This is a genomic window from Variovorax sp. Varisp85 (assembly GCF_047304045.1).
In the GTDB taxonomy this organism is placed as follows: domain Bacteria; phylum Pseudomonadota; class Gammaproteobacteria; order Burkholderiales; family Burkholderiaceae_C; genus Variovorax.
Map to the genome: position 1 here is coordinate 40,875 of NZ_JBGLYN010000014.1, position 26,560 is coordinate 67,434.

Sequence of the window (26,560 nt, forward strand, 5' to 3'; positions counted from 1 at the left end):
CTTGAGGGTTTTGCCCCCCGCGGTTGCTTGGTTGCTGCCACGCCTGCTGCTAGCATGCAACCGAACGCATTTTTTTCTATTGGTTACAAATACAGGGGGAGAGGGACCTAACTTGGCTGCTCTTGGATCATTGTTTCGTCGTCAGAACGCTCCCCTGCTGGGGCTGGATGTCAGTTCGTCCAGCGTCAAGCTGGTCGAGCTCGGCCGTGAGGCCAGCGGCAAGCTGGTTCTGGAACGCTGCGCCATCGAACCCCTGGAACGTGGCTGGATCACCGACGGCAACGTCGAGAAGTTCGACGAAGTGGCGGAAGCCGTCCGGCGCGTCGTCCGCAAGAGCGGCACGCGCACCCGCAACGTGGCGCTCGCGCTGCCGCCCTCGGCCGTGATCACGAAGAAGATCATTCTTCCGGGCGGCATGAGCGAGCAGGAACTCGAGATCCAGGTCGAGTCCGAAGCCAACCAGTACATCCCGTTCTCGCTGGACGAAGTCAGCCTCGACTTCTGCGTCACGGGGCCGAGCACCACGTCCGCAGGCGACGTGGAAGTGCTGATCGCCGCGTCCCGCAAGGAAAAGGTGCAGGACCGCGAAGGCCTGGCGGAAGCCGCCGGCCTGAAGGCGATGATCCTCGACGTCGAGTCTTATGCCTCGCGCCTGGCGACCGCCCGCCTGATTGAACAGCTGCCCGGCAAGGGCGTGGACTCGATCGTGGCGCTTTTCGAAGTGGGCGCCTTCACCACCAGCATGCAGGTGCTGCGCAACCAGGAAGTGCTGTACGACCGCGATCAGGCGTTCGGCGGTGCCCAGCTGACGCAGCTGATCGTGCGCCAGTACGGTTTTTCCGCCGAGGAAGCCGAAGCCAAGAAGCGCAGCGGAGACCTCCCCGACGACTACGGCTCCGGCGTGCTCAAGCCCTTCGTGGAGGGCATCGCGCAGGAAATCGCGCGTGCGCTTCAGTTCTTCTTCACGAGCACGCCGCACAACCGCGTCGACTACGTGCTGCTGGCTGGCGGCTCGGCGTCGCTGCCGGGCCTGACCAACGCAGTCACGCGGCAGACCTCGTTTGCCTGCTCTCTGCTGAACCCCTTCGACGGCATGGACTTCAGTTCGAACATCCGTGAAAAGAAGGTCCGTCGCGAAGCGCCGTCCTACCTGACCTCTTGCGGGTTGGCCATGCGGAGGTTCCTGCAGTGATCCTCATCAATCTGCTTCCGCACCGCGAAGCTGCACGCAAGCGGCGGCGCGAGGCCTTCTTTGGCACCTTGGGTGCTGCAGCGGTGCTCGGCCTGCTGATCGCCGGCCTGGGCTACCTCTGGTTCGAGGCCCAGATCTCGGCGCAGCAATCGAAGAACGGCTTTCTCCAGGCCGAGATCAAGAAGCTCGAAGTCGAGATCAAGGAGATCTCGACGCTGCAGGAAGAAATCGCAGCGCTGCGCGCGCGCCAGCAGGCCGTCGAGGACCTGCAGGGCGACCGCAACCTGCCCGTGCACCTGCTCAACGAACTGGTTCGGCAGCTGCCCGACGGCGTCTACCTGACCAGCATGAAGCAGGACAACCAGACGGTCACGCTGCAGGGCATGGCGCAGTCGAACGAACGGGTTTCGGAACTGCTGCGCAACCTGGGCAACAACAGTCCCTGGCTGGTCAAGCCGGAGCTGGTCGAGATCACGTCGGCGAACGTGAACCTGACCCCGCGCGACCAGCGCCGCGTTGCGAACTTCACGATGCGCATTGGCCTGAAACGCCCCACCGATGCTCAAAAGGCCGCTGCCGACAAGGCCGTGGCTGCGGCGGCGCAATCCAAGGGGTAACGGAACATGGCAAGCAATCGCCCCTCCCAGAAAATAGATGTCGGCGCTGCATTGCAGCGTTTCGGCGAGCAGTTCCGCGGGCTCAACCCGAACGATCCGTCGATGTGGCCAGCGGTGCCGCGGTACGCGCTTTGCCTGGCGGTCACCGCCCTGGTGCTGGTCGCCCTGTGGTTCGTCTGGCTGACCAACTCGAACGACGAGCTCGAGAGCGAACGTTCCAAGGAAGTCGCGCTGAAGGCCGACTACCAGAAGAAGGTGGCCCAGGCGGCCAACCTCGAACTGCTGAAGAAGCAGCGTGAACAGGTGCAGCAGTACGTGACCCTGCTCGAGAAGCAGCTGCCCAGCAAGGCCGAAATGGACGCCCTGCTGTCGGACATCAACCAGGCAGGCCTCGGTCGCAGCCTTCAGTTCGAGCTGTTCCGTCCGGGGCAGGTGTCGGTCAAGGACTATTACGCCGAGCTTCCGATCGCCGTTCGCGTGACCGGGCGGTATCACGACATGGGCGCCTTTGCCGCCGACGTCGCGGGCCTCTCGCGCATCGTGACGCTGAACAACATCACCGTCACCCCGCAGAAGGACAAGGACGTGCTGACGATGGACGCCACCGCGCGCACCTTCCGCTACCTCGATGAAGACGAGCGGGCTGCGCAGAAGCGCGCCGCCGCACCGAAGGCGAAGAAATGAAGATCGCCGCCAAAGTACTGTGGCTGACACTGGCCGCGCTGGGCTTGAGTGCCTGCGACTCCGGGCAGGACGACCTGCAACGCTGGATGGCCGAGCAGCGCGCCCAGGTGAAGCCCTCGGTGCCGCCCATTTCAGAGCCCAAGAAGTTCACGCCGCAGACCTACACCGAGGCCTCGTCGTTCGAGCCCTTCAACATCCTGAAGCTGACGCAGGCGCTGCGCCGCGAATCGAACCAGCCGAGCACTTCGGAGCTGATAGCGCCCGAACTGGCACGCCGCAAGGAGGCGCTCGAAGCCTTCCCGCTCGACTCGATGGCAATGGTCGGCAGCATGAACCGCAACGGCCAGCCAGTGGCGCTGGTCCGTGTCGACAAGCTGCTCTACAAGGTTCGCGTCGGCGAATACCTGGGACTCAACTACGGGCGCATCACCCGTATCAACGAAACCGAAGTCGCCTTGCGTGAGATCGTGCAAGACGCCGCCGGTGAATGGATCGAACGCGTCGCGACGCTGCAGCTGCAAGAGAGTGCGAAATGAACCAAAAGAAATCAACGATGGCACAGTGGCTGCGCGCTGCCGGCCTGGGTCTGCTGGCCTTCGGTGCATTGGCCGTGGCCCATGCGCAAAACGCCATCCAGGCCGTGACCAGCTCGACCCAGTCGGGCGCGGAAGTGATCCGCATCGATCTGGCGCAACCGCTCACGGCGGTGCCTGCCGGGTTCGCCGTCCAGACGCCGGCCCGCATTGCGCTCGATTTTCCGGGCGTCACGAATGCCATCGGCCGTTCCGCGATCGAAGTGAACCAGGGCAACCTGCGTTCGGTGAACGTCGTCCAGGCCGGTGAACGCAGCCGCGTGGTGCTGAACCTGAAGCAGGCCACCGCGTACAAGGCCGAGATCCAGGGCAATTCGCTGCTGGTCATTCTCGAGCCGGTGGCCGGCTCGGCGCTCGTCGCGTCTGCCGGCACGACCTTCGCGGAAAACCGCAACCGGGACATGCTGCCGCTGCGGGACGTCGATTTCCGCCTTGGCGCCGACAGCACCGGCCGGGTCATCGTCGATCTTCCGAACAACCAGGTCGGCGTCGACGTCAAGCAGCAAGGCAAGAACCTCGTCGTGGAGTTCACCAAGTCGACGCTGCCCGAGGGCCTGCGCCGCCGCCTCGACGTGGCCGACTTCGGAACGCCGGTCCAGCTGATCACTTCGCAGCAGTCGGGCGACCGCGTGCGTATGACGATCGAGGCCAAGGGCGACTGGGAGCACAGTGCCTACCAGAGCGAAAACCAGTTTGTTGTCGAAGTCCGCGCCCGCAAGGTCGATCCGACCAAGCTGACGCAAGGCGTGGGCTACAACGGCGAAAAGCTGTCGCTCAACTTCCAGAACATCGAAATCCGTTCGCTGCTGCAGGTGATTGCCGACTTCACGAACTTCAACATCGTGACCTCGGATTCGGTGAACGGCGCGCTGACGCTGCGGCTGAAGGACGTGCCCTGGGATCAGGCCCTCGACATCATCATGCAGGCGAAGAACCTGGGCATGCGCAAGAACGGCAGCGTGCTGTGGATTGCGCCCAAGGACGAAATCAACGCCAAGGAAAAGCTCGAATTCGAGGCCAAGGCCGCGATCGAGAACCTGGAGCCGCTGCGCACCCAGTCGTTCCAGCTCAACTACACCAAGGCGATCGCGATTGCGCAGGGGCTGACCGGCACGGGTGCCTCGTCTGGCGGCGGTGGCGGTGGCGGTACGACGACTCGCATCCTGAGCCCTCGCGGCAGCGTCATCGCCGAGTCGCGTACCAACCAGCTCTTCGTGTCGGACGTTCCGTCGCGCCTGGCCCAGATCACCGATCTGATCCAGAAGCTGGACATCCCGGTTCGCCAGGTGTTGATCGAGGCTCGCATCGTCGAAGCGTCCGATACCTTCGGCAAGTCGCTCGGCGTGCGGCTGGGCGGCGGCATCGCTGGCGAGCGCTTCGCATCGTCCGCCGGCAACCGCGCATTCGCCAATCTCGGCGCGATGCCCGTCGTCACGGCGGGCACCAATGGCGGAGCCAGCACGGCCACCTCCACGTTCACCAACTCCAACTTCATCAACCTCCCGGCGGGCGATGCGGGCGGCACGGGCAACGCGGCAGGCACCTTCGCGATCTCGCTGTTCAACTCGAGCTTCTCGCGCATGCTGAACCTCGAAATCTCGGCGCTCGAAGCCGACGGCAAGGGCAAGCTGGTGTCCAGCCCCCGCGTCATCACGGCCGACCAGACCAAGGCGCTGATCGAGCAGGGCGAGGAAATTCCGTACCAGCAGGCCACGTCCAGCGGCGCCACCTCGATCTCGTTCCGCAAGGCGGTGCTGAAGCTGGAAGTCACGCCGCAGATCACGCCGGAAGGCAACATCATCCTGACGCTGGACGTGAGCAAGGACGCCCGGGGCGTGAACACGTCGGCGGGTCCGGCCATCAATACCAAGCACGTGCAGACCGAAGTGCTGGTCGAGAACGGCGGCACGGTCGTCATCGGTGGTATCTTCGAGCTCACCGAAACCAATGACGAATCGCGCGTGCCGGTGCTGGGTGAAGTGCCCTACCTGGGGGCACTGTTCCGCAAGCGCGAACGCGTTGCCAACAAGACCGAAATGCTCGTCTTTATCACTCCGAAGATGATTACCGACCGCAACGCCGCGCGCTGACGCGCGGGCGTAGCAGCCACCGCGTGGCGGTCGCACTCGTCGGGTTGCCCGGCGCCGGAAAATCCGCAGTGGGCCGGCGCCTGGGGATGCGGCTGGATCTCCCCTTCATCGATACCGATCACGTGATCGAGCAGCGCATCGGCTGCTCGATCCGCGATTACTTCGAGCGCGAAGGCGAGGTGGCTTTCCGGGATCTCGAGCAAACCGTCATTGCCGAGCTGGCGGCCAATGCCCACGGCGTGCTGGCCACCGGCGGCGGTGCGGTGTTGCGGGAGGCCAACCGCAACCAGCTGCGCGATCACTTCCACGTGATCTACCTGCGCTCCTCCCCCGAAGACCTGTTCCGGCGCCTGCGCCACGACGTCAAGCGCCCCCTGCTGCAGGTGGCTGACCCGTTGGGGCGGCTGCGGGAACTGCACGATGCGCGCGACCCGTTCTACCGGGAAACCGCTCACGACGTGGTCGATACCGGCCGTCCCACGATCGCGATGCTGGTGAACATCATCGTGATGCAGCTCGAGCTGGCGGGCATCGTCGAGCCGGGCGCCCATCCGGAAGAGCCCACTGCCTGAACCTGCGCTGGCTGCAGCGCCTAAACTCGCTGCCCATGTCCCTGCCCGTACTTTCCGCCCCGACCGAACGCGTCGACATCCAGCTCGGCGACCGCAGCTACCCGATCCTGATCGGTGCCGGCCTGCTGGACGATCCCCGTAGCTTCGCCGCCACGCCCGCCGCCGCCACGGCCCTGATCGTCAGCAACACCACGGTGGCGCCGCTCTATGCCAAGGCGCTGCAGGGTGCCCTGGCGGGCCGTTTCCGCACGGTCCACCTGCTGGAGCTGCCCGACGGCGAGGTGCACAAGAACCTGCAGACGCTGAACCTGATCTTCGACGACCTGCTGGGTCACGGCAGCGACCGCAAGACCGTGTTGTTCGCCCTGGGCGGCGGCGTGGTGGGCGACATGACGGGCTTTGCCGCCGCCAGCTACATGCGCGGCGTGCCTTTCGTGCAGGTGCCGACCACGCTGCTGGCGCAGGTCGATTCCTCGGTCGGCGGCAAGACGGCCATCAACCACCCGCTCGGCAAGAACATGATTGGCGCGTTCTACCAGCCGCAACTGGTGGTCTGCGACCTGGCCACGCTGCAGACCCTGCCGCCGCGCGAACTCAGTGCCGGACTGGCCGAAGTCATCAAGTACGGCCCGATCCACGACATGGCGTTCTTCGACTGGATCGAAGCCAACATCGACGCCCTCGTCGCGCGGGAGCCGGCCGCGCTGGCCTATGCCGTCAAGCGCAGTTGCGAAATCAAGGCGCTGGTGGTCGGGCAGGACGAGCGCGAAACCGGCCTGCGCGCGATCCTTAATTTCGGCCACACCTTCGGCCACGCGATCGAGTCGGGCCTCGGCTATGGCGAATGGCTGCACGGCGAGGCCGTGGGCTGCGGCATGGTCATGGCTGCACGGCTGTCGCAGCGGCTCGGCGGCGTCGATGCCGCCTTCGTCGAACGGCTCACGCGCCTGATCGAGCGGGCCGGCCTGCCGATCGTGGGTCCTGTGTTGGGCGCGGACCGCTACCTGGAACTGATGCGCGTCGACAAGAAGTCGGAGGCCGGCGAGATCCGCTTCGTGGTGATCGACCGGCCCGGCTCCGCCGTGGTCCGCAGCGCACCCGACGCGCTCGTGCGCGAAGTGCTTGCGCAGAGCTGCGCGGCGCAATGAGCCTCGCGGCCTATGCCTGCCTGCCCGCGCGGTCGCGCGGTCGCCGGCATGCCGAGCCGCCCGCGCCCACGCGCGACGCTTTCCAGCGCGACCGCGACCGCATCGTGCATTCCACGGCCTTTCGCCGGCTGGTCTACAAGACGCAGGTGTTCCTGAACCACGAGGGCGACCTGTTCCGCACCCGGCTCACGCACTCGCTGGAAGTCGCGCAGCTCGGCCGTTCGATCGCACGGGCCCTGCGCATCAACGAAGACCTGGTCGAGGCGATCGCCCTGGCGCACGACCTGGGCCACACGCCCTTCGGCCATGCGGGCCAGGACGCGCTCAACGAGTGCATGGCTGCGCACGGCGGCTTCGAGCACAACCTTCAGAGCCTGCGCGTGGTCGATGCGTTGGAGCATCGATATCCGCAGTACGACGGACTGAACCTCAGCTTCGAGACCCGCGAGGGCATCCTCAAGCACTGCTCGCGCGCGAACGCCGAACGCCTGGAGGCGGCCGAACCGCACGGCGTGGCCCGGCGTTTCCTCGACCGCACCCAGCCGGGGCTGGAGGCGCAGCTGTGCAACCTTGCCGACGCCATTGCCTACAACGCCCACGACATCGACGACGGCGTGCGCTCGGGGCTCATCGGCGTCGAGCAGTTGTCCGAGGTCGAGCTGTTCGAGCGCTACCGCCGCGAGGCGCTCGCCGAGCATCCGCAGCTGCAGGGCCGCCGCGTGCTCTACGAGACCATCCGGCGCATGCTGAGCGCGCAGGTCTACGACGTGATCGATGCGACCCGCGCGGCGCTCGAAGCCCTCGCACCGGCCGACGCCGACGCGGTGCGCAAGGCTCCGCCTGTCGTCGCATTCAGCGCCGCCATGCAGGCCCAGTCGGAAGACCTCAAGCGCTTTCTTTTCCGCAACCTCTACCGGCATCCCCAGGTCGCCCAGACCACCGACCAGGCGCGCGACGTGGTGCAGGAGCTGTTCGAGGCCTATCTCGAGCGCAGTGCCGAGATGCCTGCTTCCTATGCCGAGCGCCACGACAGGCACCGTGCCGTGGCCGACTACATCGCCGGCATGACCGATCGTTTCGCCATGCGCGAACACGAGCGGCTCACGGGGCGCCGGGGCATCGCGTGAGTCCATCCGCAGCCCGGCCGCACGTTCCCGCCGCCGCCCTGGCCGTCCTGCTGGGCGGCGTCAGTGCGGCGTTGCACCTGGGCAAGCTGCCGCCCGCCGTGCCGGCGCTGCAGGCATCGCTCGGCATTGGCCTGGTCGAGGCGGGATTCCTGCTGTCGCTGGTGCAGGTCGCGAGCATGACGCTGGGGCTGCTGGCCGGGCTCGCGGCGGACACCATCGGCTTGCGACGCAGCATGCTGACGGGCCTGGCAGTGCTGACGGTCGCCAGCCTGCTGGGCGGCATGGTCGCCGGGGCGCACGCCGTGCAATGGCTGCTCCTGCTGCGTGCCGTCGAAGGCATCGGTTTCCTGCTGACGGTCATGCCGGGGCCGGGGCTGATCCGCGCCCTGACCCCGCCGGGTGCGGACAAGGCGGCGCTGGGCCTCTGGGGTGCCTACATGCCGCTCGGCGTGGCCCTCGCGCTGCTGCTGGGCCCGGCCCTGATCGCCTGGGGTGGATGGGCGGATTGGTGGTGGGCACTGTCGATCGTGTCGGCCGGGGCCGCACTCTGGCTGTGGCTGGCGGTGCCAGCCGACCGGCTTCGCCCCGCCGTGGCGAGCCACGAGGCCGCCGGCGGCTGGTCTGCGCGCCTGCGTGCCACGGTCGGTGCGCGCGCGCCCTGGCTGGTGGCGTTGACCTTCGCCGTGTACTCGTCGCAATGGATGGCGGTGATCGGCTTCCTGCCCGCCATCTATGCCGGCGCGGGTGTACCGGCCGCCTGGAACGCGGTGCTCACTGCGCTCGCAGCCGCCATGAACATCGTCGGCAACATTGCAGGCGGCCGCTGGCTGCAGCGCGGCGTGGCGCCGGAGCGACTGCTGCAGCTCGGTTTCCTGACGATGGCGCTCGGGGGCGTGGCCGCCTTCGCGCAGGCAGGGCAGGGCCCGGACGCCTTGGGCCTGCCGCCCGCGCTGCGCTACATCGCCGTGTGCGCGTTTTCGCTGGGCGGCGGCATGGTGCCGGCCACGCTGTTCCTGCTGGGTGTGCGGCTGGCACCGGGGCCCTCCACTGTGTCCACGACGGTCGGCCTCATGCAGCAGGCGTCCTCGCTCGGCCAGTTCCTGGCCCCGCCCGCAGTGGCGTGGATGGCTCATCGCGTTGGCGGCTGGCACTGGACCTGGACCGCCACGCTGGCTTGCTCGCTGGTCGGCATGGCGATCGCGCGGCGCCTGGGGCGGATTCGCCCTGCGGCGGAGATGGCATGACCCACCCGGCGACAATCGCATCTGCCCAGGCCGAAGCCGACACGCGGCGCTGGCTCGAACGCGCGGTGATCGGCCTCAACCTGTGCCCGTTCGCAAAGGCCGTGCACGTGAAGGCGCAGGTCCACTACGCCGTGTACGAGCCGGCCGAGGAGACCGGCCTGATGGACGAGCTTCTTGCCGAAGCAAAAGACCTTGCCGCACTCGACGCCGCCGTGCGCGACACCACCCTGCTGATTGCACCGAACACCTTGGCCGACTTCCTGGACTTCAACGACTTCACGGCGCGTGCCGAACGCCGGCTTGCGCGCGCCGGTTTCGACGGGGTGTTCCAGCTGGCGAGCTTTCATCCGCGCTTCCAGTTCGCCGGCACCGATGCCGACGATATCGGCAATGCCACCAACCGCGCGCCGTACCCCACGCTGCACCTGCTGCGCGAAGACAGCGTGAGCCGCGCGGTCGAGGCGTTCCCCGAGGCCGAGGCCATCTTCGAACGCAACATCGACACGCTCGAAGCACTGGGCTCCGAAGGCTGGGCGGCGCTCGACGTCGGCCCCGGGAGCGCCAAGCCATGAACACGAACAATGCGACAAGAACCGTGAAAACGAACAAGGCCGCCAAGGCCGACGCAGAGCTGGCCGACGCGCTGCGCCCCGGCCAATCCATCGAACTGCTCAAGGAACTGCACATCCTGACCCGCGAGGGCCGGCTCAACCAGGACTCGCGGCGCAAGCTCAAGCAGGTCTACCACCTGTTCCAGTTCATCGAGCAACTGCTGCGCGACTTGCCGGAAGAGGGCGCGGGCGCGACGCTGGCCGACCATGGCGCGGGCAAGTCGTACCTCGGCTTCATCATCTACGACCTGTTCTTCCGGCCGCGCCAGGGCAGCGGCCACGTCTACGGCATCGAGACACGCGGCGAACTGGTCGAGCGCTCGCGCGCGCTGGCGCAGCGCCTGGGCTTCGAGCGCATGTCGTTCCTGAACCTCACCGTGGCCGAGTCGGCGCAGGCGAGTGAATTGCCGGCGCAGATCGACGTGGTCACCGCGCTGCATGCCTGCGACACCGCGACAGACGACGCCATCGCCTTCGGCTTGGCCAAGAAAGCGCGCTGCATGGTGCTCGTTCCCTGCTGCCAGGCCGAAGTGGCCGCCTGCCTGCGCGAAACCAAGGCGCTCGCACTGTCGCGCACCCCGCTGGCCGAGCTGTGGCGCCATCCGCTGCACACGCGCGAAATCGGCAGCCAGCTCACCAACGTGCTGCGCTGCCTGTATCTTGAAGCCAACGGCTACAGCGTCACGGTGACCGAGCTGGTCGGCTGGGAGCACAGCATGAAGAACGAGCTGATCCTGGCGCGCTACACCGGGCAGCGCAAGGCAAGCGCGGCCACGCGGCTGCGCGAACTGCTGGCGCAGTTCGGACTCGACGCTCTGGGCGATACGCGCTTCCGCCTGTCCTGAAAAAATTCGGGCTGCGCGGCGTGGAATCGATTCGGGAATACCGCGCAACCGGCTCTGCCGGGCCGCTGGTGTGGCCCCCGGTCGGGGGAAGGCGAAGCGACATGCAGCGCGCGCAGCCTGGGGGCGAGCAATAGATGGCCCGTCTTCCCCGACTCACCCTGGCCGGCATGCCGCACCACGTGATCCAGCGCGGCAACAACCGCCAGCCGATCTTCGTGGACCGCGCGGACCGCGAGAAACTGCTTGCGCTGCTGGCCGAGAACGCCGCGCGTTTCGGCATCGCGCTGCACGCCTACGTGCTCATGGACAACCACTTCCACCTGTTGGCCACGCCCGACAGTCCCACCGGCCTGCCCCAGTTCATGCAGTCGGTGGGACGCAGCTACGTGCGCTACTTCAACGACCGCCATGGCCGCAGCGGCACGCTGTGGGAGGGCCGCTACCGGTCCACGCTGATCCAGACCGACCGCTACCTGCTGACCTGCATGGCCTACATCGACCTCAACCCGGTGCGCGCGGGCATGGTGGCCGATGCGCGCGACTTTCCCTGGTCCAGCCATGGCCACTACGCCGGACTGCGGCACGACCGCCTGCTGACCCCCCACCCGCTGTATTGGGAGCTCGGCAACACCCCGTTCGCGCGCGAGGCCGCGTATGTCGAACTGGTGCGCGGCGGGGTGCGTGCGGCCGACCAGCGCGCGCTGACCGAGGCGACATTGCGGGGCTGGGCCGCTGGCGACGACGACTTTCTCGACAGCCTGCAGAAGTCCACCGACCGCCGGGTAGTCAAAGCCAAGGCCGGTCGGCCGCCATCGAACACTTCATCCTGAGGTGAAAAAGCAGCGTCGGCTGGCTGATGCATTGGTTCTTTTGCTCCTTTTTTTAATATGTCCCCAATTTAATTCTGACTAGATAACTCAAGATTTAATGGGAATCTGACCCCTATTAAAGTGTTTGGCATTCTTTGTGCATCGCAATATGCTCCATTTCCCTGCGAAAACTGAAGGAGCGCGCCATGACGACGGCTGCCGAGATCAAACATCTCCAAGAACACGGTCTGTATTCCGGTGCCGACGAGCACGATGCCTGCGGCGTCGGCTTCGTGGCCCATATCAAGGGCGAGAAGAGCCACGCCATCGTGCTGCAGGGCCTCAAGATTCTCGAGAACCTCGACCATCGCGGCGCAGTGGGCGCTGACAAGCTGATGGGCGACGGTGCCGGCATCCTGATCCAGCTGCCCGACCATCTTTACCGCGAAGAAATGGCGAAGCAGGGCGTCACGCTGCCCCCGCCCGGCGAATACGGCGTCGGCATGATCTTCCTGCCGAAGGAGCACGCCTCGCGCGAAGCCTGCGAGCAGGAAATGGAACGCGCCATCAAGGCCGAAGGCCAGGTGCTGCTCGGCTGGCGCGACGTGCCGGTCAACCGCGACATGCCCATGTCGCCCACCGTGCGCGAAAAGGAACCGCTGCTGCGCCAGGTCTTCATCGGCCGCGGCAACGACGTGATCGTGCAGGACGCGCTGGAACGCAAGCTCTACGTGATCCGCAAGACCGCCAGCGCCAACATCCAGCGCCTGAAGCTCAAGCACAGCAAGGAATACTACGTTCCCAGCATGTCGAGCCGCACCGTGGTCTACAAGGGCCTGCTGCTGGCCGACCAGGTGGGCACCTACTACCTCGACCTGCAGGACAAGCGCTGCATCTCGGCCCTGGGCCTCGTGCACCAGCGCTTTTCCACCAACACCTTCCCCGAGTGGCCGCTGGCCCACCCGTACCGCTACGTCGCCCACAACGGCGAAATCAACACGGTCAAGGGCAACTACAACTGGATGAAGGCGCGCGAAGGCGTGATGTCGTCGCCCGTGCTGGGCGCCGACCTGCAAAAGCTTTACCCGATCAGCTTCGCGAACCAGTCCGACACCGCCACCTTCGACAACTGCCTCGAGCTGCTGACGATGGCCGGCTACCCCATCAGCCAGGCCGTGATGATGATGATCCCGGAGCCCTGGGAACAGCACGCCACCATGGACCCGCGCCGCCGCGCGTTCTATGAATACCACGCCGCCATGCTCGAGCCGTGGGACGGCCCGGCCTCCATCGTGTTCACCGACGGCCGCCAGATCGGCGCCACGCTCGACCGCAACGGCCTGCGCCCCTCGCGCTACTGCGTCACCGACGACGACCTCGTCATCATGGCCTCCGAATCCGGCGTGCTGCCCGTGCCCGAGCAGAAGATCGTGCGCAAGTGGCGCCTGCAGCCCGGCAAGATGTTCCTGATCGACCTGGAGCAGGGCCGCATGATCGACGACGAGGAGGTCAAGGCCACCCTCGCCAACAGCAAGCCCTACAAGCAGTGGATCGAGAACCTGCGCATCAAGCTCGACAGCGTCAAGGCCGAGCCGGTCTCGGCGCCGCTGAGTCAAGTTGCATTGCTCGACCGCCAGCAGGCCTTCGGCTACACCCAGGAAGACATCAAGTTCCTGATGAGCCCGATGGCCCAGGCCGGCGAAGAAGGCATCGGCTCCATGGGCAACGACAGCCCGCTGGCCGTGCTCTCCAGCAAGAACAAGCCGCTGTACAACTACTTCAAGCAGCTGTTCGCGCAGGTGACCAACCCGCCGATCGACCCGATCCGCGAAGCGATCGTGATGTCGCTGGTGTCCTTCATCGGCCCCAAACCCAACCTGCTGGACATCAACCAGGTCAACCCGCCGATGCGGCTCGAAGTGAGCCAGCCGATCCTCGACTTCGCCGACATGGCGAAGCTGCGCGACATCGGCAAGTACACGCAGGGCAAGTTCAAGAGCTACGCGCTCGACATCACCTACCCGCTCGCATGGGGCGACGAAGGCGTCGAAGCCAAGCTGGCCTCGCTGTGTGCCGAAGCGGTGGATGCCATCAAGGGCGGCCACAACATCCTGATCATCAGCGACCGTGGCGTGAGCCCGACGCAGGTGGCCATCCCTGCCGTGCTGGCCCTCTCGGCCGTGCACCAGTACCTGGTTCGCGAAGGCCTGCGCACCACCGCCGGCCTCGTGGTCGAGACCGGATCGGCGCGCGAAGTGCATCACTTCGGCGTGCTCGCGGGCTACGGCGCTGAAGCCGTGCACCCGTACCTCGCGATGGAAACCCTGGCGGCCATGCACGCCGACATGCCGGGCGAGCTGAGCGCCGACAAGGCGGTCTACAACTACGTCAAGGCCATCGGCAAGGGCCTGTCGAAGATCATGTCGAAGATGGGTGTCAGCACCTACATGAGCTACTGCGGCGCGCAGCTGTTCGAAGCCATCGGCCTGAACAGCGAGACGGTGAACAAGTACTTCACCGGCACCGCCAGCCGCGTGGAAGGCATCGGCGTCTTCGAGATCGCCGAGGAAGCCATCCGCATGCACAAGGCTGCCTTCGGCGACGACCCGGTGCTGGCCCACATGCTCGACGCCGGCGGCGAATACGCCTGGCGCACGCGCGGCGAAGAGCACATGTGGACGCCCGATGCCATCGCCAAGCTGCAGCACAGCACGCGCGCCAACAACTGGAACACGTACAAGGAATACGCGCAGCTCATCAACGACCAGAACCGCCGACACCTCACGCTGCGCGGCCTGTTCGAGTTCAAGATCGATCCGGCCAAGGCGATTCCGGTGGACGAGGTCGAATCGGCTGCGGAGATCGTCAAGCGTTTCGCCACCGGCGCGATGTCGCTCGGCTCGATCAGCACCGAGGCGCACGCCACGCTCGCGATTGCCATGAACCGCATCGGCGGCAAGAGCAACACGGGCGAGGGCGGTGAAGACCCGGCGCGCTACCGCAACGAACTCAAGGGCATCCCGATCAAGCAGGGCGACACGCTCAAGAGCGTGATCGGCGCGGCCAACGTCGAGGTCGACCTGCCGCTCGCGGACGGCGACTCGCTGCGTTCGCGCATCAAGCAGGTCGCGTCGGGCCGCTTCGGCGTCACCGCCGAGTACCTGCACTCGGCCGACCAGATCCAGATCAAGATGGCGCAGGGCGCCAAGCCGGGCGAAGGCGGCCAGCTGCCGGGCGGCAAGGTCACCGAGTACATCGGCAAGCAGCGCTACGCCGTGCCGGGCGTGGGCCTCATCAGCCCGCCGCCGCACCACGACATCTACTCGATCGAAGACCTGGCCCAGCTCATCCACGACCTGAAGAACACCGCGCCGCACGCCAGCATCAGCGTGAAGCTGGTGAGCGAAATCGGCGTCGGCACCATCGCGGCCGGCGTGGCCAAGTGCAAGAGCGACCACGTCGTGATCGCCGGCCATGACGGCGGCACGGGCGCATCGCCCTGGTCGTCGATCAAGCACGCGGGCAGCCCGTGGGAAATCGGCCTGGCCGAAACGCAGCAGACCCTGGTGCTCAACCGCCTGCGCAGCCGCATCCGCGTGCAGGCCGACGGCCAGATGAAGACCGGTCGCGACGTCGCCATCGGCGCGCTGCTGGGTGCCGACGAGTTCGGCTTCGCCACCGCGCCGCTGGTGGTCGAGGGCTGCATCATGATGCGCAAGTGCCACCTGAACACCTGCCCGGTGGGCGTGGCCACGCAAGACCCGATCCTGCGCAAGAAGTTCTCGGGCAAGCCCGAGCACGTCGTCAACTACTTCTTCTTCGTTGCGGAAGAAGTGCGACAGATCATGGCCCAGCTCGGCATCCGCAAGTTCGACGACCTGATCGGCCGCGCCGACCTGCTCGACATGCGCAAGGGCATCGAACACTGGAAGGCCTCGGGCCTCGACTTCAGCCGCCTGTTCGCGCTGCCGAATGTGCCGGCCGAGGTGCCGCGCTTCCATGTGGAGAACCAGGACCATGGTCTCGAACGCGCGCTCGACGTGAAGCTCATCGAGAAGTCGCGTCCCGCCATCGAGAAGGGCGAGAAGGTGCAGTTCATCGAGGTGGCGCGCAACGTCAACCGCTCGGTGGGCGCCATGCTTTCGGGCGCACTGACCAAGGTGCATCCGCAGGGCCTGCCCGACGACTCGATCCGCATCCAGCTCGAAGGCACGGGCGGCCAGTCGTTCGGCGCCTTCCTGGCGCGAGGCATCACGCTGTACCTCATCGGCGACGCCAACGACTACACGGGCAAGGGCCTCTCCGGCGGCCGTGTGGTGGTGCGCCCCAGCCTCGAGTTCCGCGGTGAAGCGGCGCGCAACACCATCGTCGGCAACACGGCGCTGTACGGCGCGACCACCGGCGAGGCCTACCTGTGCGGCGTGGCCGGCGAACGCTTCGCCGTGCGCCTGTCGGGCGCCACGGCAGTCATCGAAGGCACCGGCGACCACGGCTGCGAGTACATGACCGGCGGCACGGTGGCAGTGCTTGGCAAGACGGGCCGCAACTTCGCGGCCGGCATGAGCGGCGGCGTGGCCTTCGTCTACGACGAGGACGGCCAGTTCGCCACGCGCTGCAACCTCTCGATGGTCTCGCTCGACAAGGTGCTGACCTCCGCCGAGCAGACCGCCAGCGTGCATCGCAAGATCTGGCACGGCGGCGTGACCGACGAAGCGCAGCTGAAGAAGCTGCTCGAAGAGCACCACCGCTGGACCGGCAGCAAGCGCGCGCGCGAACTGCTCGACAACTGGTCGGTGTCGCGCACGAAGTTCGTGAAGGTGTTCCCGAACGAATACAAGCGCGCGCTCGCCGAACTGCACGACCGCAAGGTCGAGCTCACGAGCAGCGGCAACAACGCGCACATCGGCCTCGAGCCGCATGCGCTGGCCCCCGCACCGCAAACGGCCCCGGCCGCAGCTTGAAGATCAACCAAAACAGAATGAATCCCTGTACGGCATGCAGCGCGTGAAACAGTCACAGCCCCTTCGGGGAACACCGCGGAACCGGCTTTGCCGGGCCGCTGGTGTTGCCCCCTTGAGGGGGGAGGCGGCTACACGCAGTGAGCAAGCAACGGGGGTGTAAAGGAATCACGATGGGAAAGATCACCGGCTTCATGGAGCATGAGCGCGTCGAGGAGGGCTACAAGCCCGTCGACGAGCGCGTCAAGCATTACAAGGAATTCGTCGTCGGCCTGAACACCGAACAGGCCAAGGTGCAGGGCGCGCGCTGCATGGACTGCGGCACGCCGTTCTGCAACAGCGGCTGCCCGGTCAACAACATCATTCCGGACTTCAACGACCTCGTGTACCGCAACGACTGGCAAAACGCCTTCGCGGTGCTCGACTCGACCAACAACTTCCCCGAGTTCACCGGCCGCATCTGCCCCGCGCCCTGCGAGGCGGCCTGCGTGCTCAACGTGAACGACGACCCGGTCGGCATCAAGTCGCTGGAGCACGCGATCATCGACCGCGCCTGGGACGAAGGCTGGGTGGCGCCGCGCGCCGCCAAGCACAAGACCGGCAAGAAGGTGGCGGTGGTGGGTTCGGGCCCGGCCGGCATGGCGGCCGCCCAGCAACTGGCGCGCGTCGGCCACGACGTGACGTTGTTCGAGAAGAACGACCGCATCGGCGGCCTGCTGCGCTACGGCATCCCCGACTTCAAGATGGAGAAGTCGCACATCGACCGGCGCGTCGAGCAGATGAAGGCCGAAGGCGTGACCTTCCGCACCGGCGTGATGGTCGGCGCCGCGAAGGATCCGCTGGGCAAGGGCTCCAAGGTCACGAACCTCGCCAAGGAAACCGTCACGCCCGAGCAGCTGCAGAAAGAGTTCGACGCCGTGGTGCTCACCGGCGGCGCCGAGCAATCGCGCGACCTGCCGGTGCCCGGTCGCGACCTCGACGGCATCCATTTCGCGATGGAGTTCCTGCCGCAGCAAAACCGCGTCAACGCGGGCGACAAGGTCAAGGGCCAGCTGCGCGCCGACGGCAAGCACGTGATCGTCATCGGCGGCGGCGACACCGGCTCCGATTGTGTGGGCACTAGCAACCGCCATGGCGCCGCGAGCGTCACGCAGTTCGAACTGATGCCGCAGCCGCCCGAGGAAGAAAACCGCCCGCTGACCTGGCCGTACTGGCCGATCAAGCTGCGCACCAGCTCCAGCCATGAAGAGGGCTGCGAGCGCGAGTTCGCGATCTCCACCAAGGAGTTCATCGGCGAGAAGGGCAAGGTCACCGGCCTGAAGACCGTTCGCGTCGAATGGAAGGACGGCAAGATGCAGGAAGTGGCCGGCAGCGAGCAGGTGCTCAAGGCCGACCTCGTGCTGCTCGCCATGGGCTTCATCAGTCCCGTGGCGACCGTGCTCGATGCCTTCGGTGTCGAGAAGGATGCACGCGGCAATGCCAAGGCGACGGTCGACTTCATCGGGGGCTATGCCACCAACGTGCCGAAGGTGTTCGCCGCCGGCGACATCCGCCGCGGACAGTCGCTGGTGGTCTGGGCGATCCGCGAGGGCCGTCAAGCTGCCCGCGCGGTCGATGAATTTTTGATGGGATTCAGCGACTTGCCTCGCTGATTTTTGTTTCAGTTTCGCGGGTCCGGGTTTGTCCCCGGTATCATCCGCCGGAAACCGCATGCCGGGATGCCTGAAAGGGCGCCCGGCTTTTTTATTGAGATGGACCCAGCCGCACCACTGCCACATTCCTTTGTAGAGTTCCGCGACGTTACGTTCGGCTACGGCGCGCGCGCCATTCTCGACGGCGTGTCCTTCACCGTGCCGCGCGGCAAGGTGACGGCCCTGATGGGCGCATCGGGCGGCGGCAAGACCACCGTGCTGCGCCTGATCGGCGGACAGCAGAAGGCGCAGCGCGGCGAGGTGCTCTTCGATGGTCAGGACGTCGTCAGGTTCGACGCAACGGCGCTTTACGCGGCGCGGCGCCGAATGGGCATGCTGTTCCAGTTCGGCGCGTTGTTCACCGACATGAGCGTGTTCGACAACGTGGCCTTCCCGCTGCGCGAGCACACCCAGTTGTCCGAAGCGCTGGTGCGCGACATCGTGCTCATGAAGCTCGATGCCGTCGGCCTGCGCGGCGCGCGCGACCTGATGCCCAGCGAGGTGTCGGGCGGCATGGCGCGGCGCGTGGCGCTGGCGCGCGCGATCGCGCTCGACCCCGATCTCGTCATGTACGACGAGCCCTTCGCCGGCCTCGACCCGATCTCGCTCGGCACGGCGGCGCGGCTGATCCGACAGCTCAACGACACGCTCGGACTCACCAGCATCATCGTGTCGCACGACCTCGAGGAAACCTTCCGCATCGCCGACCACGTGATCATCCTGGCCAACGGCGGCATTGCCGCGCAGGGCACGCCCGACGAAGTGCGCGAGAGCGACGATCCGCTGGTCCATCAGTTCGTCAATGCGCTGCCCGACGGGCCGGTGCATTTCCACTACCCCGGCGTCAGCATCGAAGACGACTTCGGCAATGTGGAAGGAGGGCGCTCATGACCTGGTGGAAACCAGCCGACCTCGGCTTCGCGGTGCGCCGCCATCTGGCCAACCTGGGCTATGGCGCGAAGCTTTTCACGCGCCTGATCGGACCGGGCGCGCAGATCATGCGCCGGTTCGGGCTGGTGCGCGACCAGATCCATTTCCTGGGCAACTACTCGCTCGCGATCATCGGCGTGTCGGGGCTGTTCGTCGGCTTCGTGCTGGGGCTGCAGATGTACTACGCGCTGCAGCGCTACGGCTCGTCCGAAGCGCTCGGCCTGCTGGTCACACTGAGTCTCGTGCGCGAGCTCGGGCCTGTGGTGGCGGCCTTGCTCTTCACCGGACGCGCCGGTACGTCGCTTACCGCGGAGATCGGCCTCATGAAGGCCGACGAGCAATTGAGCGCCATGGAGATGATGGCGGTCGATCCGGTGCAGCGCATCCTCGCACCGCGCTTCTGGGCCGGCGTGATCACCATGCCGCTGCTGGCGGCTGTGTTCAGCGCGGTGGGCATCATGGGCGGCTACGTGGTGGGCGTGCTGATGCTGGGCGTGGACCCGGGCGCGTTCTGGGGCCAGATGCAGGGCGGCGTCGACGTATGGCGCGACGTCGGCAATGGCGTCATCAAGAGCATCGTCTTCGGCTTCACCGTGACCTTCATCGCACTGCTGCAGGGCTACGAGGCCCAGCCCACGCCCGAAGGCGTGTCGCGCGCGACCACGAAGACCGTGGTCACGGCATCGCTGGCGGTACTGGGGCTCGACTTCCTGCTCACCGCGATGATGTTCAGCATATGAACGAGTACACCCCCAGGCTTGCCCACTTCGTGTGGCCTCCTACCCCCTTGCAGGGGGCAACACCTGCAGCCCGGCAAAGCCGGTTCTGCGGTGATTCTCGAATGAGTCAATCCGTAGGCATTTAGGAAGAGTCGATATGCAACGTTCCAACAACGACATCTGGGTGGGCCTGTTCGTGCTGATCGGCGCGGCGGCGCTGCTGTTTCTCGCGCTGCAGTCGGCCAACCTGCTGAGCCTGAATTTCCAGAAGACCTATGCGGTCACCGCGCGCTTCGACAACATCGGCGGGCTCAAGCCCCAAACCGCGGTCAAGAGCGCGGGGGTCGTGGTCGGCCGCGTGGAATCCATCGCCTTCAACGACAAGTCCTTTCAGGCCGACGTGACGCTGGCTTTGCAAAACCGTTACAGTTTTCCCAAGGACAGCTCGCTCAAGATCCTGACCAGTGGCCTGCTCGGCGAGCAGTACATCGGAATCGAGGCGGGCGCCGAGGAGAAGGCACTGCAGGCCGGCGACACCATCACTTCGACCCAATCGGCCGTGGTGCTGGAGAACCTGATCAGCCAGTTCCTGTACAGCAAGGCGGCCGAAGGCAATTCTTCGACGCCTGGAACAGCGAATAAGAAATGAAAACACGAGCCCCTCTTTCTGCTGCTATGAATAACGTAGCGAGCCATGCGCGCTGGATGAGCGCAGCAGCCGTCTTCGCGCTGGTGGCCGGTTGCGCCACCGGCCCCAACGCCAATCCGGCCGACCCGTTCGAGCCATTCAACCGCGGTGTTTCGCGCTTCAACGACACCGTCGACGATGCGGTGCTCGTCCCCGTGGCCACGGCCTACCAGAAGGCGCTGCCCTCGATGGTGCGCACCGGCGTGAACAACTTCTTCTCCAACATCGGCGATGTCTGGAGCCTGGCCAACAACGTGGCCCAGTTGAAGCTGCAGAACAGCGCCGAGACCTTCATGCGGCTGAACGTCAACACCTTCTTCGGCCTCGGCGGCCTGCTGGACGTTGCGACCGAAGCGGGCATTCCCCGCCACGAGGAAGACTTCGGTCAGACGCTGGGCTACTGGGGTGTCGGCGCGGGCCCATATGTCGTGCTGCCGCTGCTGGGCCCCTCGACGGTGCGCGACACTGCGGCCAAGCCGCTTGACATGTACGGCGATCCGCTGGGCCATGTGAGCGACATCCCCTGGCGCAATTCGCTGACGGTGCTGCGCGTCGTCGACACGCGTTCGCAGTACCTGCGCGCCGGCCGCCTGCTCGGCGACGCGGCGCTCGACAAGTATTCGTTCACGCGCGATGCGTTCCTGCAGCACCGCCGCAGCCAGGTCTACGACGGCAATCCGCCCAACGATGGCGGCGGCAGCGACGGCAGCGACGGCAGCGACAAGTAAGCCGAGGAGCAGCATGGAGGGAAGGCTGCTTGCATCCGGTTGCAAGGCTTCACCTCCCGGACAGGAACCCGGTCGGCCCCATGCGCCTCGAATCCGTTCCTGTTTCAGCATCCGGCTTTTCCGGATGCCTGTGGATTTTCAAACTTGAATGAGGGACTCTCCATGAACGACAAGACCTTGCAACGTCGCGATCTCGGCCGCCTGGTGCTGGCCGGTGCCCTGCTGTTCGGTGCGGCTTTCGCATTCGTCCAGCCCGCCCGTGCCGCCGACGAAGCGCCCGATGCGCTAGTCAAGCGCCTCTCGACCGACGTGCTCGAGACGATCAAGGCCGACTCGTCCATCAAGTCGGGCGACGTCAACAAGATCATGCTGCTGGTCGACAGCAAGATCATGCCCAACGTCAACTTCCAGCGCATGACGGCCTCGGCCGTCGGCCCGGCCTGGCGCACGGCCACGCCAGAGCAGCAGAAGCGCCTGCAGGAAGAATTCAAGACCCTGCTGGTGCGCACCTATGCCGGCGCGCTCGACCAGGTGACCGACCAGACCGTCACCATCCGTCCGTTCCGCGGCTCGCCCGACGACAAGGACGTGCTGGTGCGCACCGAGGTCAAGGGCCGCGGCGATCCGGTCCAGCTCGACTACCGCCTCGAGAAGACCCCCGGCCAGGGCGCCGGCTGGAAGGTCTACAACCTGAATGTGCTGGGCGTCTGGCTGGTCGACACCTACCGCACCCAGTTCGCGCAGGAAATCAACAAGAGCGGTGTCGACGGCCTGATCGCCGCACTGGTCGCGCGCAACAAGGGCAACGGCAAGAGCTGACCGGAGCGCACGATGCTGGTCCTGCCGACCCGACTCACCCACGACGAGGCCCCCGCCTGCATGCGTATGCTGCAGCAGGGGCTGAAGGGCCAGGTCGACTCGTCGTCCACCGTGGTCGACGCGACCGCGCTGGCCCAGTTCGATTCGTCGGCGCTGGCCGTGCTGCTCGAATGCCGGCGCGAATCCAGCGCCCTGGGACGCGGCTTTTCCGTCAAGGGCCTCTCGCCCCGGCTGCGCGAGCTGGCCGCGCTGTACGGCATTGCGGGCCTTTTGCCCGCGGCGCCCTGACATTGTTGGCCCCCCGGCTTTTCACTCCGCTTTGCTGCGTGTAATTCGCCACCCCCCGAGGGGGCGGCGCGGCCCGCCTTGGGGCGACCCGGCGGCGGCCGCATGAGGGTATCGGGCCGCTGCGCGGCAGCTTGTAAAGCGGCCCCTTAAAATCGCGGGCTCCCATGCCCGCGATCTCATTCCAATCGGTCTCCAAGACCTATCCCCCCTCCAGACAGCAGAAAGCCCAAGGCAAGCAAGGGCTGAAGGCGGTCGACGAGGTCAGCTTCCAGATCGAGCCGGGCGAGTTCTTCGGCCTGCTCGGCCCGAACGGCGCGGGCAAGACCACCCTCATCAGCATGCTCGCGGGGCTTTCGCGCCCCACGGCCGGCGCCATCAGCGTCCACGGCTTCGACGTGCAGCGCGATTACGCCGAGGCGCGCCGCCAGCTCGGCATCGTGCCGCAGGAGCTGGTGTTCGACCCCTTCTTCAACGTGCGCGAATCGCTGCGCATCCAGTCGGGCTACTTCGGCATCAAGAACAACGACGACTGGATCGACGAGCTGCTGCACAGCCTGGGCCTCGCCGACAAGGCCGGCGCCAACATGCGCCAGCTTTCGGGCGGCATGAAGCGCCGCGTGCTTGTGGCGCAGGCGCTGGTGCACAAGCCGCCGGTGATCGTGCTCGACGAGCCCACGGCCGGCGTCGACGTCGAATTGCGCCAGACGCTCTGGCAGTTCGTCGCCCGGCTCAACAAGCAGGGCAGCACCGTGCTGCTGACCACCCACTACCTCGAAGAAGCCGAGGCGCTGTGCAGCCGCATCGCGATGCTCAAGCTCGGCAAGGTGATCGCGCTCGACCGCACCAGCGAACTGTTGAAGTCGGCCGCGAGCAACGTACTGCGCTTCAAGACCGACGCCATGCTGCCCTGGGCCATCGCCCAGCATGCGCGCATCACCGGGCGCATCGTGCAGCTGCCGGCGCAGAACGCCCATGAAGTCGAACAACTGCTGGCCGCGATCCGCGAAGCCGGCGTCGCGGTGGAAGACGTGGAAATGCGCAAGGCCGATCTCGAAGACGTGTTCATCGACCTGATGGCCGGCGAGCAGACCCCGCTGGAGGTGGCGCGATGAGCGCCGCGCCGGGCCGCCCCAAGCAAGCGAAGCTCCCCCTCGGGGGGAAGCGAGGACACGCAGTGCCGAGCAAGGGGGCTCCATGATGGCCGTGACCGGTTGGCGCGCGCTGCTCTACAAGGAGACGCTGCGCTTCTGGAAGGTCGGGTTCCAGACGGTCGGTGCGCCGGTGCTCACCGCGCTGCTGTACCTCATGGTGTTCGGCCATGTGCTCGAGGGCCGCGTGACGGTCTACGGCACCGTCGGCTACACGGCCTTCCTCGTGCCGGGCCTCGTGATGATGAGCGTGCTGCAGAACGCGTTCGCCAACAGCTCGTCCTCGATCATCCAGAGCAAGATCATGGGCAACCTGGTGTTCGTGCTGCTCACGCCGCTGTCGCACTGGGGCTGGTTCTTCGCCTACGTGGGCTCGTCGGTCATCCGCGGGCTGGCCGTGGGGCTGGGCGTGTTCGCGGTCACGGTCTTCTTCGCGATGCCGAACTTCGTGGCGCCGGTCTGGATCGTCGTTTTCGCGCTGCTGGGGGCCGCGATGCTCGGCACGCTCGGGTTGATCGCCGGCCTCTGGGCCGAGAAGTTCGACCAGATGGCGGTGTTCCAGAACTTCCTGATCATGCCCATGACCTTCCTGTCGGGCGTGTTCTATTCGATCGGCTCGCTGCCGCCGTTCTGGCAGAGCGTGAGCCACCTGAACCCGTTCTTCTACATGATCGACGGCTTCCGCTACGGCTTCTTCGGCGTGAGCGATGCATCGCCCTGGCTCAGCCTGGGCATCGTCGGCACCGCGTGGCTGGCGGTGAGCGCCATCGCTGTCCATCTCCTGCGCATCGGCTACAAAATCCGAGGCTGAACGCTTCTTCTCCAGACCCCATGACCGCCGAACAACTCCAGGCCCTGATCCAGTCCCACCTCCCGTGCGAGCACATCACGCTCGAGGGCGATGGCCGGCATTGGTATGCCACCATCGTCTCGGCCGAATTCGAGGGCAAGCGCGCGATCCAGCGCCATCAGCGGGTCTACGCCACCCTCGGTGCGAAAATGCACACCGACGAGGTGCATGCGCTTTCGATGAAGACCTACACGCCGGCCGAATGGGCGGCGGTGGAAAAATAACTCCCCGGCCCTCGCAGGCCCCTGATTTCGCTGGAATTTCGATGGACAAACTTCTGATTCGCGGCGGGCGAGAGCTCCGCGGCGAAGTACTCATTTCCGGCGCCAAGAACGCCGCGCTGCCCGAACTGTGCGCGGCGTTGCTGACTGACCAGCCCGTGACGCTGCACAACGTGCCGCGCCTGCAGGACGTGTCGACCATGCTCAAGCTGGTGCGCAACATGGGCGTCGTGGCCGAGCGCGGCCAGGATGGGAAGGACGGCGGCACGGTGCGCCTGAATGCCGGCGACCTGAACAACCCGGAAGCGCCTTATGAGCTGGTGAAGACCATGCGCGCCTCCGTGCTGGCCCTGGGCCCGCTGCTGGCGCGCTTCGGCCATGCCAAGGTGTCGCTGCCCGGCGGCTGCGCCATCGGCTCGCGGCCGGTCGACCAGCACATCAAGGGCCTGCAGGCCATGGGCGCCGAGATCGTGGTCGACCACGGCTACATGGTCGCGCGCCTGCCCGAAGGCCGCACCCGCCTGAAGGGCGCGCGCATCCTGACCGACATGGTTACCGTCACCGGCACCGAGAACTTTCTGATGGCCGCCGCACTGGCCGAGGGCGAGACGCTGCTCGAGAACGCCGCGCAGGAGCCCGAGATCGTCGACCTGGCCGAAATGCTGATCCGCATGGGCGCCAAGATCGAAGGCCACGGCACCAGCCACATCCGCATCCAGGGCGTCGAGAAGCTGCACGGCTGCGAACACGCCGTGGTGGCCGACCGCATCGAGGCCGGCACCTTCCTGTGCGCCGTCGCGGCCACGGGCGGCGAGGCCTTCCTGCGCCACGCGCGCGGCGATCACATGGACGCCGTGATCGACAAGCTGCGCGACGCGGGCTGCACCGTCGCCTGCGAGAAGGACGGCGTGCGCGTCAGCTCCAAGGGCCCGGCCTGCGAACATCTGAAGGCACAGAGCTTCAGCACCACCGAATACCCCGGCTTCCCGACCGACATGCAGGCCCAGTTCATGGCCCTGAACGTGATCGCGCGCGGCGCCTCGATGGTCACCGAAACCATCTTCGAGAACCGCTTCATGCACGTGAACGAGATGGTTCGCCTGGGCGCCAACATCCACGTCGAGGGCAAGGTCGCGATGGTCGAGGGCGTGCAGCAGCTCTCGGGCGCGACCGTGATGGCCACTGACCTGCGCGCTTCGGCCAGCCTGGTCATCGCCGGCCTCGTGGCCGAGGGCGAAACCCTGATCGACCGCATCTACCACCTCGACCGGGGCTACGACCGCATGGAAGCCAAGCTGCGCGGCCTGGGCGCCGACATCGAACGACTGACCGGAGCCGCCGCATGATCACCCTGGCGCTTTCCAAGGGCCGCATCTTCGAAGAAACGATGCCCCTGCTGGCGGCCGCCGGCATCGAGGTCACCGAAGACCCAGAGAAGTCGCGCAAGCTCATTCTTGGCACCACCCGCCCCGACGTTCGCGTGGTGCTGGTGCGCGCCTCCGACGTGCCCACCTACGTGCAGTACGGCGGCGCCGACCTCGGCGTGACCGGGCTCGACGTGCTGCTCGAACACGGCAACCAGGGCCTGTACCAACCGCTCGATCTGCGCATCGCGGCCTGCCGCCTCAGCGTGGCCGTGCGCGCCGACTACGACTACGCCTCGGCCGTGAAGCAGGGCTCGCGCCTGCGTGTGGCGACCAAGTACGTGGGCCTGTCGCGCGACTTCTTCGCCAGCAAGGGCGTGCACGTCGACCTGATCAAGCTCTACGGCAGCATGGAGCTGGCGCCGCTCACGGGCCTGGCCGACGCCATCGTCGACCTGGTCTCGACCGGCAACACGCTCAAGGCCAACCACCTCGTCGAGGTGGAACGCATCATGGACATCAGCGCCCGGCTGGTGGTCAACCAGGCGGCGCTCAAGCTCAAGCGCGAGCCCATCCGCCGCATCATCGACGCGTTCGCGTCGGCCATTCCTTCCGCCTGAACAT

Annotated in this window: 25 protein-coding genes; all 25 read left to right on the forward strand. The window is 66.3% G+C overall.

The annotated features are described in order from the left end of the window. The first annotated feature begins 112 nt into the window (after nt 1-112). The 25 genes from ACCC97_RS08165 to hisG all read left to right on the forward strand — a co-directional run bounded on the left by ACCC97_RS08165 (nt 113) and on the right by hisG (nt 26,556). Nucleotides 113-1,192 carry a pilus assembly protein PilM gene (locus ACCC97_RS08165; protein ID WP_007835214.1) on the forward strand — a complete coding sequence of 360 codons (1,080 nt, stop codon included), beginning with the start codon at nt 113-115 and terminating at the stop codon, nt 1,190-1,192. Beyond that, on the forward strand, nt 1,189-1,809 hold the full coding sequence (locus ACCC97_RS08170) for a PilN domain-containing protein (RefSeq protein WP_007835215.1): 621 nt from the start codon (nt 1,189-1,191) through the stop codon (nt 1,807-1,809). The genes ACCC97_RS08165 and ACCC97_RS08170 overlap by 4 nt, the downstream gene beginning before the upstream one ends. 6 nt (nt 1,810-1,815) lie before the next feature. Next, the gene (locus tag ACCC97_RS08175) at nt 1,816-2,493 is read left to right on the forward strand and encodes a type 4a pilus biogenesis protein PilO (protein ID WP_007835217.1); all 678 of its coding nucleotides are present in this window, start codon (nt 1,816-1,818) and stop codon (nt 2,491-2,493) included. Further along, on the forward strand, nt 2,490-3,029 hold the full coding sequence (locus ACCC97_RS08180) for a pilus assembly protein PilP (protein ID WP_007835218.1): 540 nt from the start codon (nt 2,490-2,492) through the stop codon (nt 3,027-3,029). The genes ACCC97_RS08175 and ACCC97_RS08180 overlap by 4 nt, the downstream gene beginning before the upstream one ends. Next, a complete protein-coding gene (pilQ, locus tag ACCC97_RS08185) occupies nt 3,026-5,176 on the forward strand; it encodes a type IV pilus secretin PilQ (protein WP_413313833.1) in 2,151 nt (716 codons plus the stop codon). The genes ACCC97_RS08180 and pilQ overlap by 4 nt, the downstream gene beginning before the upstream one ends. A gap of 23 nt (nt 5,177-5,199) precedes the next feature. Continuing rightward, nucleotides 5,200-5,748, forward strand: coding sequence for a shikimate kinase (locus ACCC97_RS08190; RefSeq protein WP_042673659.1), 549 nt, complete (start codon nt 5,200-5,202; stop codon nt 5,746-5,748). Nucleotides 5,749-5,783: 35 nt separating this feature from the next. Next, on the forward strand, nt 5,784-6,896 hold the full coding sequence (gene aroB, locus ACCC97_RS08195) for a 3-dehydroquinate synthase (RefSeq protein WP_413332259.1): 1,113 nt from the start codon (nt 5,784-5,786) through the stop codon (nt 6,894-6,896). Beyond that, nucleotides 6,893-8,023 carry a deoxyguanosinetriphosphate triphosphohydrolase gene (locus ACCC97_RS08200; protein ID WP_007835227.1) on the forward strand — a complete coding sequence of 377 codons (1,131 nt, stop codon included), beginning with the start codon at nt 6,893-6,895 and terminating at the stop codon, nt 8,021-8,023. The genes aroB and ACCC97_RS08200 overlap by 4 nt, the downstream gene beginning before the upstream one ends. After that, a complete protein-coding gene (locus ACCC97_RS08205; protein ID WP_413332261.1) occupies nt 8,020-9,267 on the forward strand; it encodes a CynX/NimT family MFS transporter in 1,248 nt (415 codons plus the stop codon). The genes ACCC97_RS08200 and ACCC97_RS08205 overlap by 4 nt, the downstream gene beginning before the upstream one ends. Further along, on the forward strand, nt 9,264-9,839 hold the full coding sequence (locus tag ACCC97_RS08210) for a DUF1415 domain-containing protein (RefSeq protein ID WP_413332262.1): 576 nt from the start codon (nt 9,264-9,266) through the stop codon (nt 9,837-9,839). Before ACCC97_RS08205 ends, ACCC97_RS08210 begins: the two co-directional genes overlap by 4 nt. Continuing rightward, nucleotides 9,836-10,723 (forward strand): class I SAM-dependent methyltransferase, encoded by an 888-nt coding sequence (locus ACCC97_RS08215; protein ID WP_413332264.1) that lies wholly within the window; start codon nt 9,836-9,838, stop codon nt 10,721-10,723. Before ACCC97_RS08210 ends, ACCC97_RS08215 begins: the two co-directional genes overlap by 4 nt. A gap of 134 nt (nt 10,724-10,857) precedes the next feature. Further along, nucleotides 10,858-11,553: a transposase gene (locus ACCC97_RS08220; protein WP_007835236.1), complete on the forward strand. Its 696-nt coding sequence runs from the start codon at nt 10,858-10,860 to the stop codon at nt 11,551-11,553. Between the two features lie 185 nt (nt 11,554-11,738). Next, nucleotides 11,739-16,493, forward strand: coding sequence for a glutamate synthase-related protein (locus ACCC97_RS08225; protein WP_007835238.1), 4,755 nt, complete (start codon nt 11,739-11,741; stop codon nt 16,491-16,493). A gap of 170 nt (nt 16,494-16,663) precedes the next feature. Further along, nucleotides 16,664-18,142: a glutamate synthase subunit beta gene (locus ACCC97_RS08230; RefSeq protein WP_413313829.1), complete on the forward strand. Its 1,479-nt coding sequence runs from the start codon at nt 16,664-16,666 to the stop codon at nt 18,140-18,142. A gap of 66 nt (nt 18,143-18,208) precedes the next feature. After that, on the forward strand, nt 18,209-19,072 hold the full coding sequence (locus tag ACCC97_RS08235) for an ABC transporter ATP-binding protein (RefSeq protein WP_007835241.1): 864 nt from the start codon (nt 18,209-18,211) through the stop codon (nt 19,070-19,072). Beyond that, on the forward strand, nt 19,069-19,851 hold the full coding sequence (mlaE, locus tag ACCC97_RS08240; RefSeq protein WP_007835242.1) for a lipid asymmetry maintenance ABC transporter permease subunit MlaE: 783 nt from the start codon (nt 19,069-19,071) through the stop codon (nt 19,849-19,851). Before ACCC97_RS08235 ends, mlaE begins: the two co-directional genes overlap by 4 nt. Before the next feature lie 136 nt (nt 19,852-19,987). Beyond that, nucleotides 19,988-20,479, forward strand: a complete 492-nt coding sequence (gene mlaD / locus ACCC97_RS08245; RefSeq protein ID WP_007835243.1) for an outer membrane lipid asymmetry maintenance protein MlaD — start codon at nt 19,988-19,990, stop codon at nt 20,477-20,479. A 26-nt stretch (nt 20,480-20,505) separates the two neighbouring features. Further along, nucleotides 20,506-21,246 (forward strand): VacJ family lipoprotein, encoded by a 741-nt coding sequence (locus ACCC97_RS08250; protein WP_413332266.1) that lies wholly within the window; start codon nt 20,506-20,508, stop codon nt 21,244-21,246. A 162-nt stretch (nt 21,247-21,408) separates the two neighbouring features. After that, entirely contained in the window at nt 21,409-22,065 is a 657-nt protein-coding gene (locus ACCC97_RS08255; RefSeq protein WP_007835245.1) for a phospholipid-binding protein MlaC, read from the forward strand. Between the two features lie 12 nt (nt 22,066-22,077). Beyond that, nucleotides 22,078-22,353 carry a lipid asymmetry maintenance protein MlaB gene (locus tag ACCC97_RS08260; RefSeq protein WP_007835246.1) on the forward strand — a complete coding sequence of 92 codons (276 nt, stop codon included), beginning with the start codon at nt 22,078-22,080 and terminating at the stop codon, nt 22,351-22,353. Between the two features lie 164 nt (nt 22,354-22,517). Then, nucleotides 22,518-23,465, forward strand: coding sequence for an ABC transporter ATP-binding protein (locus ACCC97_RS08265; protein ID WP_007835247.1), 948 nt, complete (start codon nt 22,518-22,520; stop codon nt 23,463-23,465). A gap of 91 nt (nt 23,466-23,556) precedes the next feature. Further along, the gene (locus tag ACCC97_RS08270; RefSeq protein WP_042673676.1) at nt 23,557-24,312 is read left to right on the forward strand and encodes an ABC transporter permease; all 756 of its coding nucleotides are present in this window, start codon (nt 23,557-23,559) and stop codon (nt 24,310-24,312) included. A 20-nt stretch (nt 24,313-24,332) separates the two neighbouring features. Then, the gene (locus tag ACCC97_RS08275; RefSeq protein WP_007835251.1) at nt 24,333-24,575 is read left to right on the forward strand and encodes a BolA family protein; all 243 of its coding nucleotides are present in this window, start codon (nt 24,333-24,335) and stop codon (nt 24,573-24,575) included. Between the two features lie 41 nt (nt 24,576-24,616). Continuing rightward, on the forward strand, nt 24,617-25,918 hold the full coding sequence (murA, locus tag ACCC97_RS08280) for a UDP-N-acetylglucosamine 1-carboxyvinyltransferase (RefSeq protein WP_007835252.1): 1,302 nt from the start codon (nt 24,617-24,619) through the stop codon (nt 25,916-25,918). Then, on the forward strand, nt 25,915-26,556 hold the full coding sequence (gene hisG / locus ACCC97_RS08285; protein WP_007835253.1) for an ATP phosphoribosyltransferase: 642 nt from the start codon (nt 25,915-25,917) through the stop codon (nt 26,554-26,556). The genes murA and hisG overlap by 4 nt, the downstream gene beginning before the upstream one ends. Nucleotides 26,557-26,560 lie beyond the last annotated feature (4 nt).

Coding starts and splice junctions, on each gene's coding strand:
- ACCC97_RS08175 (WP_007835217.1), top strand. CDS start 1,816: ATGGCAAGCAATCGCCCCTCCCAGAAAATAGATGTCGGCGCTGCATTG.
- ACCC97_RS08180 (WP_007835218.1), top strand. CDS start 2,490: ATGAAGATCGCCGCCAAAGTACTGTGGCTGACACTGGCCGCGCTGGGC.
- pilQ (WP_413313833.1), top strand. CDS start 3,026: ATGAACCAAAAGAAATCAACGATGGCACAGTGGCTGCGCGCTGCCGGC.
- aroB (WP_413332259.1), top strand. CDS start 5,784: ATGTCCCTGCCCGTACTTTCCGCCCCGACCGAACGCGTCGACATCCAG.
- ACCC97_RS08200 (WP_007835227.1), top strand. CDS start 6,893: ATGAGCCTCGCGGCCTATGCCTGCCTGCCCGCGCGGTCGCGCGGTCGC.
- ACCC97_RS08210 (WP_413332262.1), top strand. CDS start 9,264: ATGACCCACCCGGCGACAATCGCATCTGCCCAGGCCGAAGCCGACACG.
- ACCC97_RS08215 (WP_413332264.1), top strand. CDS start 9,836: ATGAACACGAACAATGCGACAAGAACCGTGAAAACGAACAAGGCCGCC.
- ACCC97_RS08220 (WP_007835236.1), top strand. CDS start 10,858: ATGGCCCGTCTTCCCCGACTCACCCTGGCCGGCATGCCGCACCACGTG.
- ACCC97_RS08225 (WP_007835238.1), top strand. CDS start 11,739: ATGACGACGGCTGCCGAGATCAAACATCTCCAAGAACACGGTCTGTAT.
- ACCC97_RS08230 (WP_413313829.1), top strand. CDS start 16,664: ATGGGAAAGATCACCGGCTTCATGGAGCATGAGCGCGTCGAGGAGGGC.
- ACCC97_RS08235 (WP_007835241.1), top strand. CDS start 18,209: ATGCCTGAAAGGGCGCCCGGCTTTTTTATTGAGATGGACCCAGCCGCA.
- mlaE (WP_007835242.1), top strand. CDS start 19,069: ATGACCTGGTGGAAACCAGCCGACCTCGGCTTCGCGGTGCGCCGCCAT.
- mlaD (WP_007835243.1), top strand. CDS start 19,988: ATGCAACGTTCCAACAACGACATCTGGGTGGGCCTGTTCGTGCTGATC.
- ACCC97_RS08250 (WP_413332266.1), top strand. CDS start 20,506: ATGAATAACGTAGCGAGCCATGCGCGCTGGATGAGCGCAGCAGCCGTC.
- ACCC97_RS08255 (WP_007835245.1), top strand. CDS start 21,409: ATGAACGACAAGACCTTGCAACGTCGCGATCTCGGCCGCCTGGTGCTG.
- ACCC97_RS08260 (WP_007835246.1), top strand. CDS start 22,078: ATGCTGGTCCTGCCGACCCGACTCACCCACGACGAGGCCCCCGCCTGC.
- ACCC97_RS08265 (WP_007835247.1), top strand. CDS start 22,518: ATGCCCGCGATCTCATTCCAATCGGTCTCCAAGACCTATCCCCCCTCC.
- ACCC97_RS08275 (WP_007835251.1), top strand. CDS start 24,333: ATGACCGCCGAACAACTCCAGGCCCTGATCCAGTCCCACCTCCCGTGC.
- murA (WP_007835252.1), top strand. CDS start 24,617: ATGGACAAACTTCTGATTCGCGGCGGGCGAGAGCTCCGCGGCGAAGTA.
- hisG (WP_007835253.1), top strand. CDS start 25,915: ATGATCACCCTGGCGCTTTCCAAGGGCCGCATCTTCGAAGAAACGATG.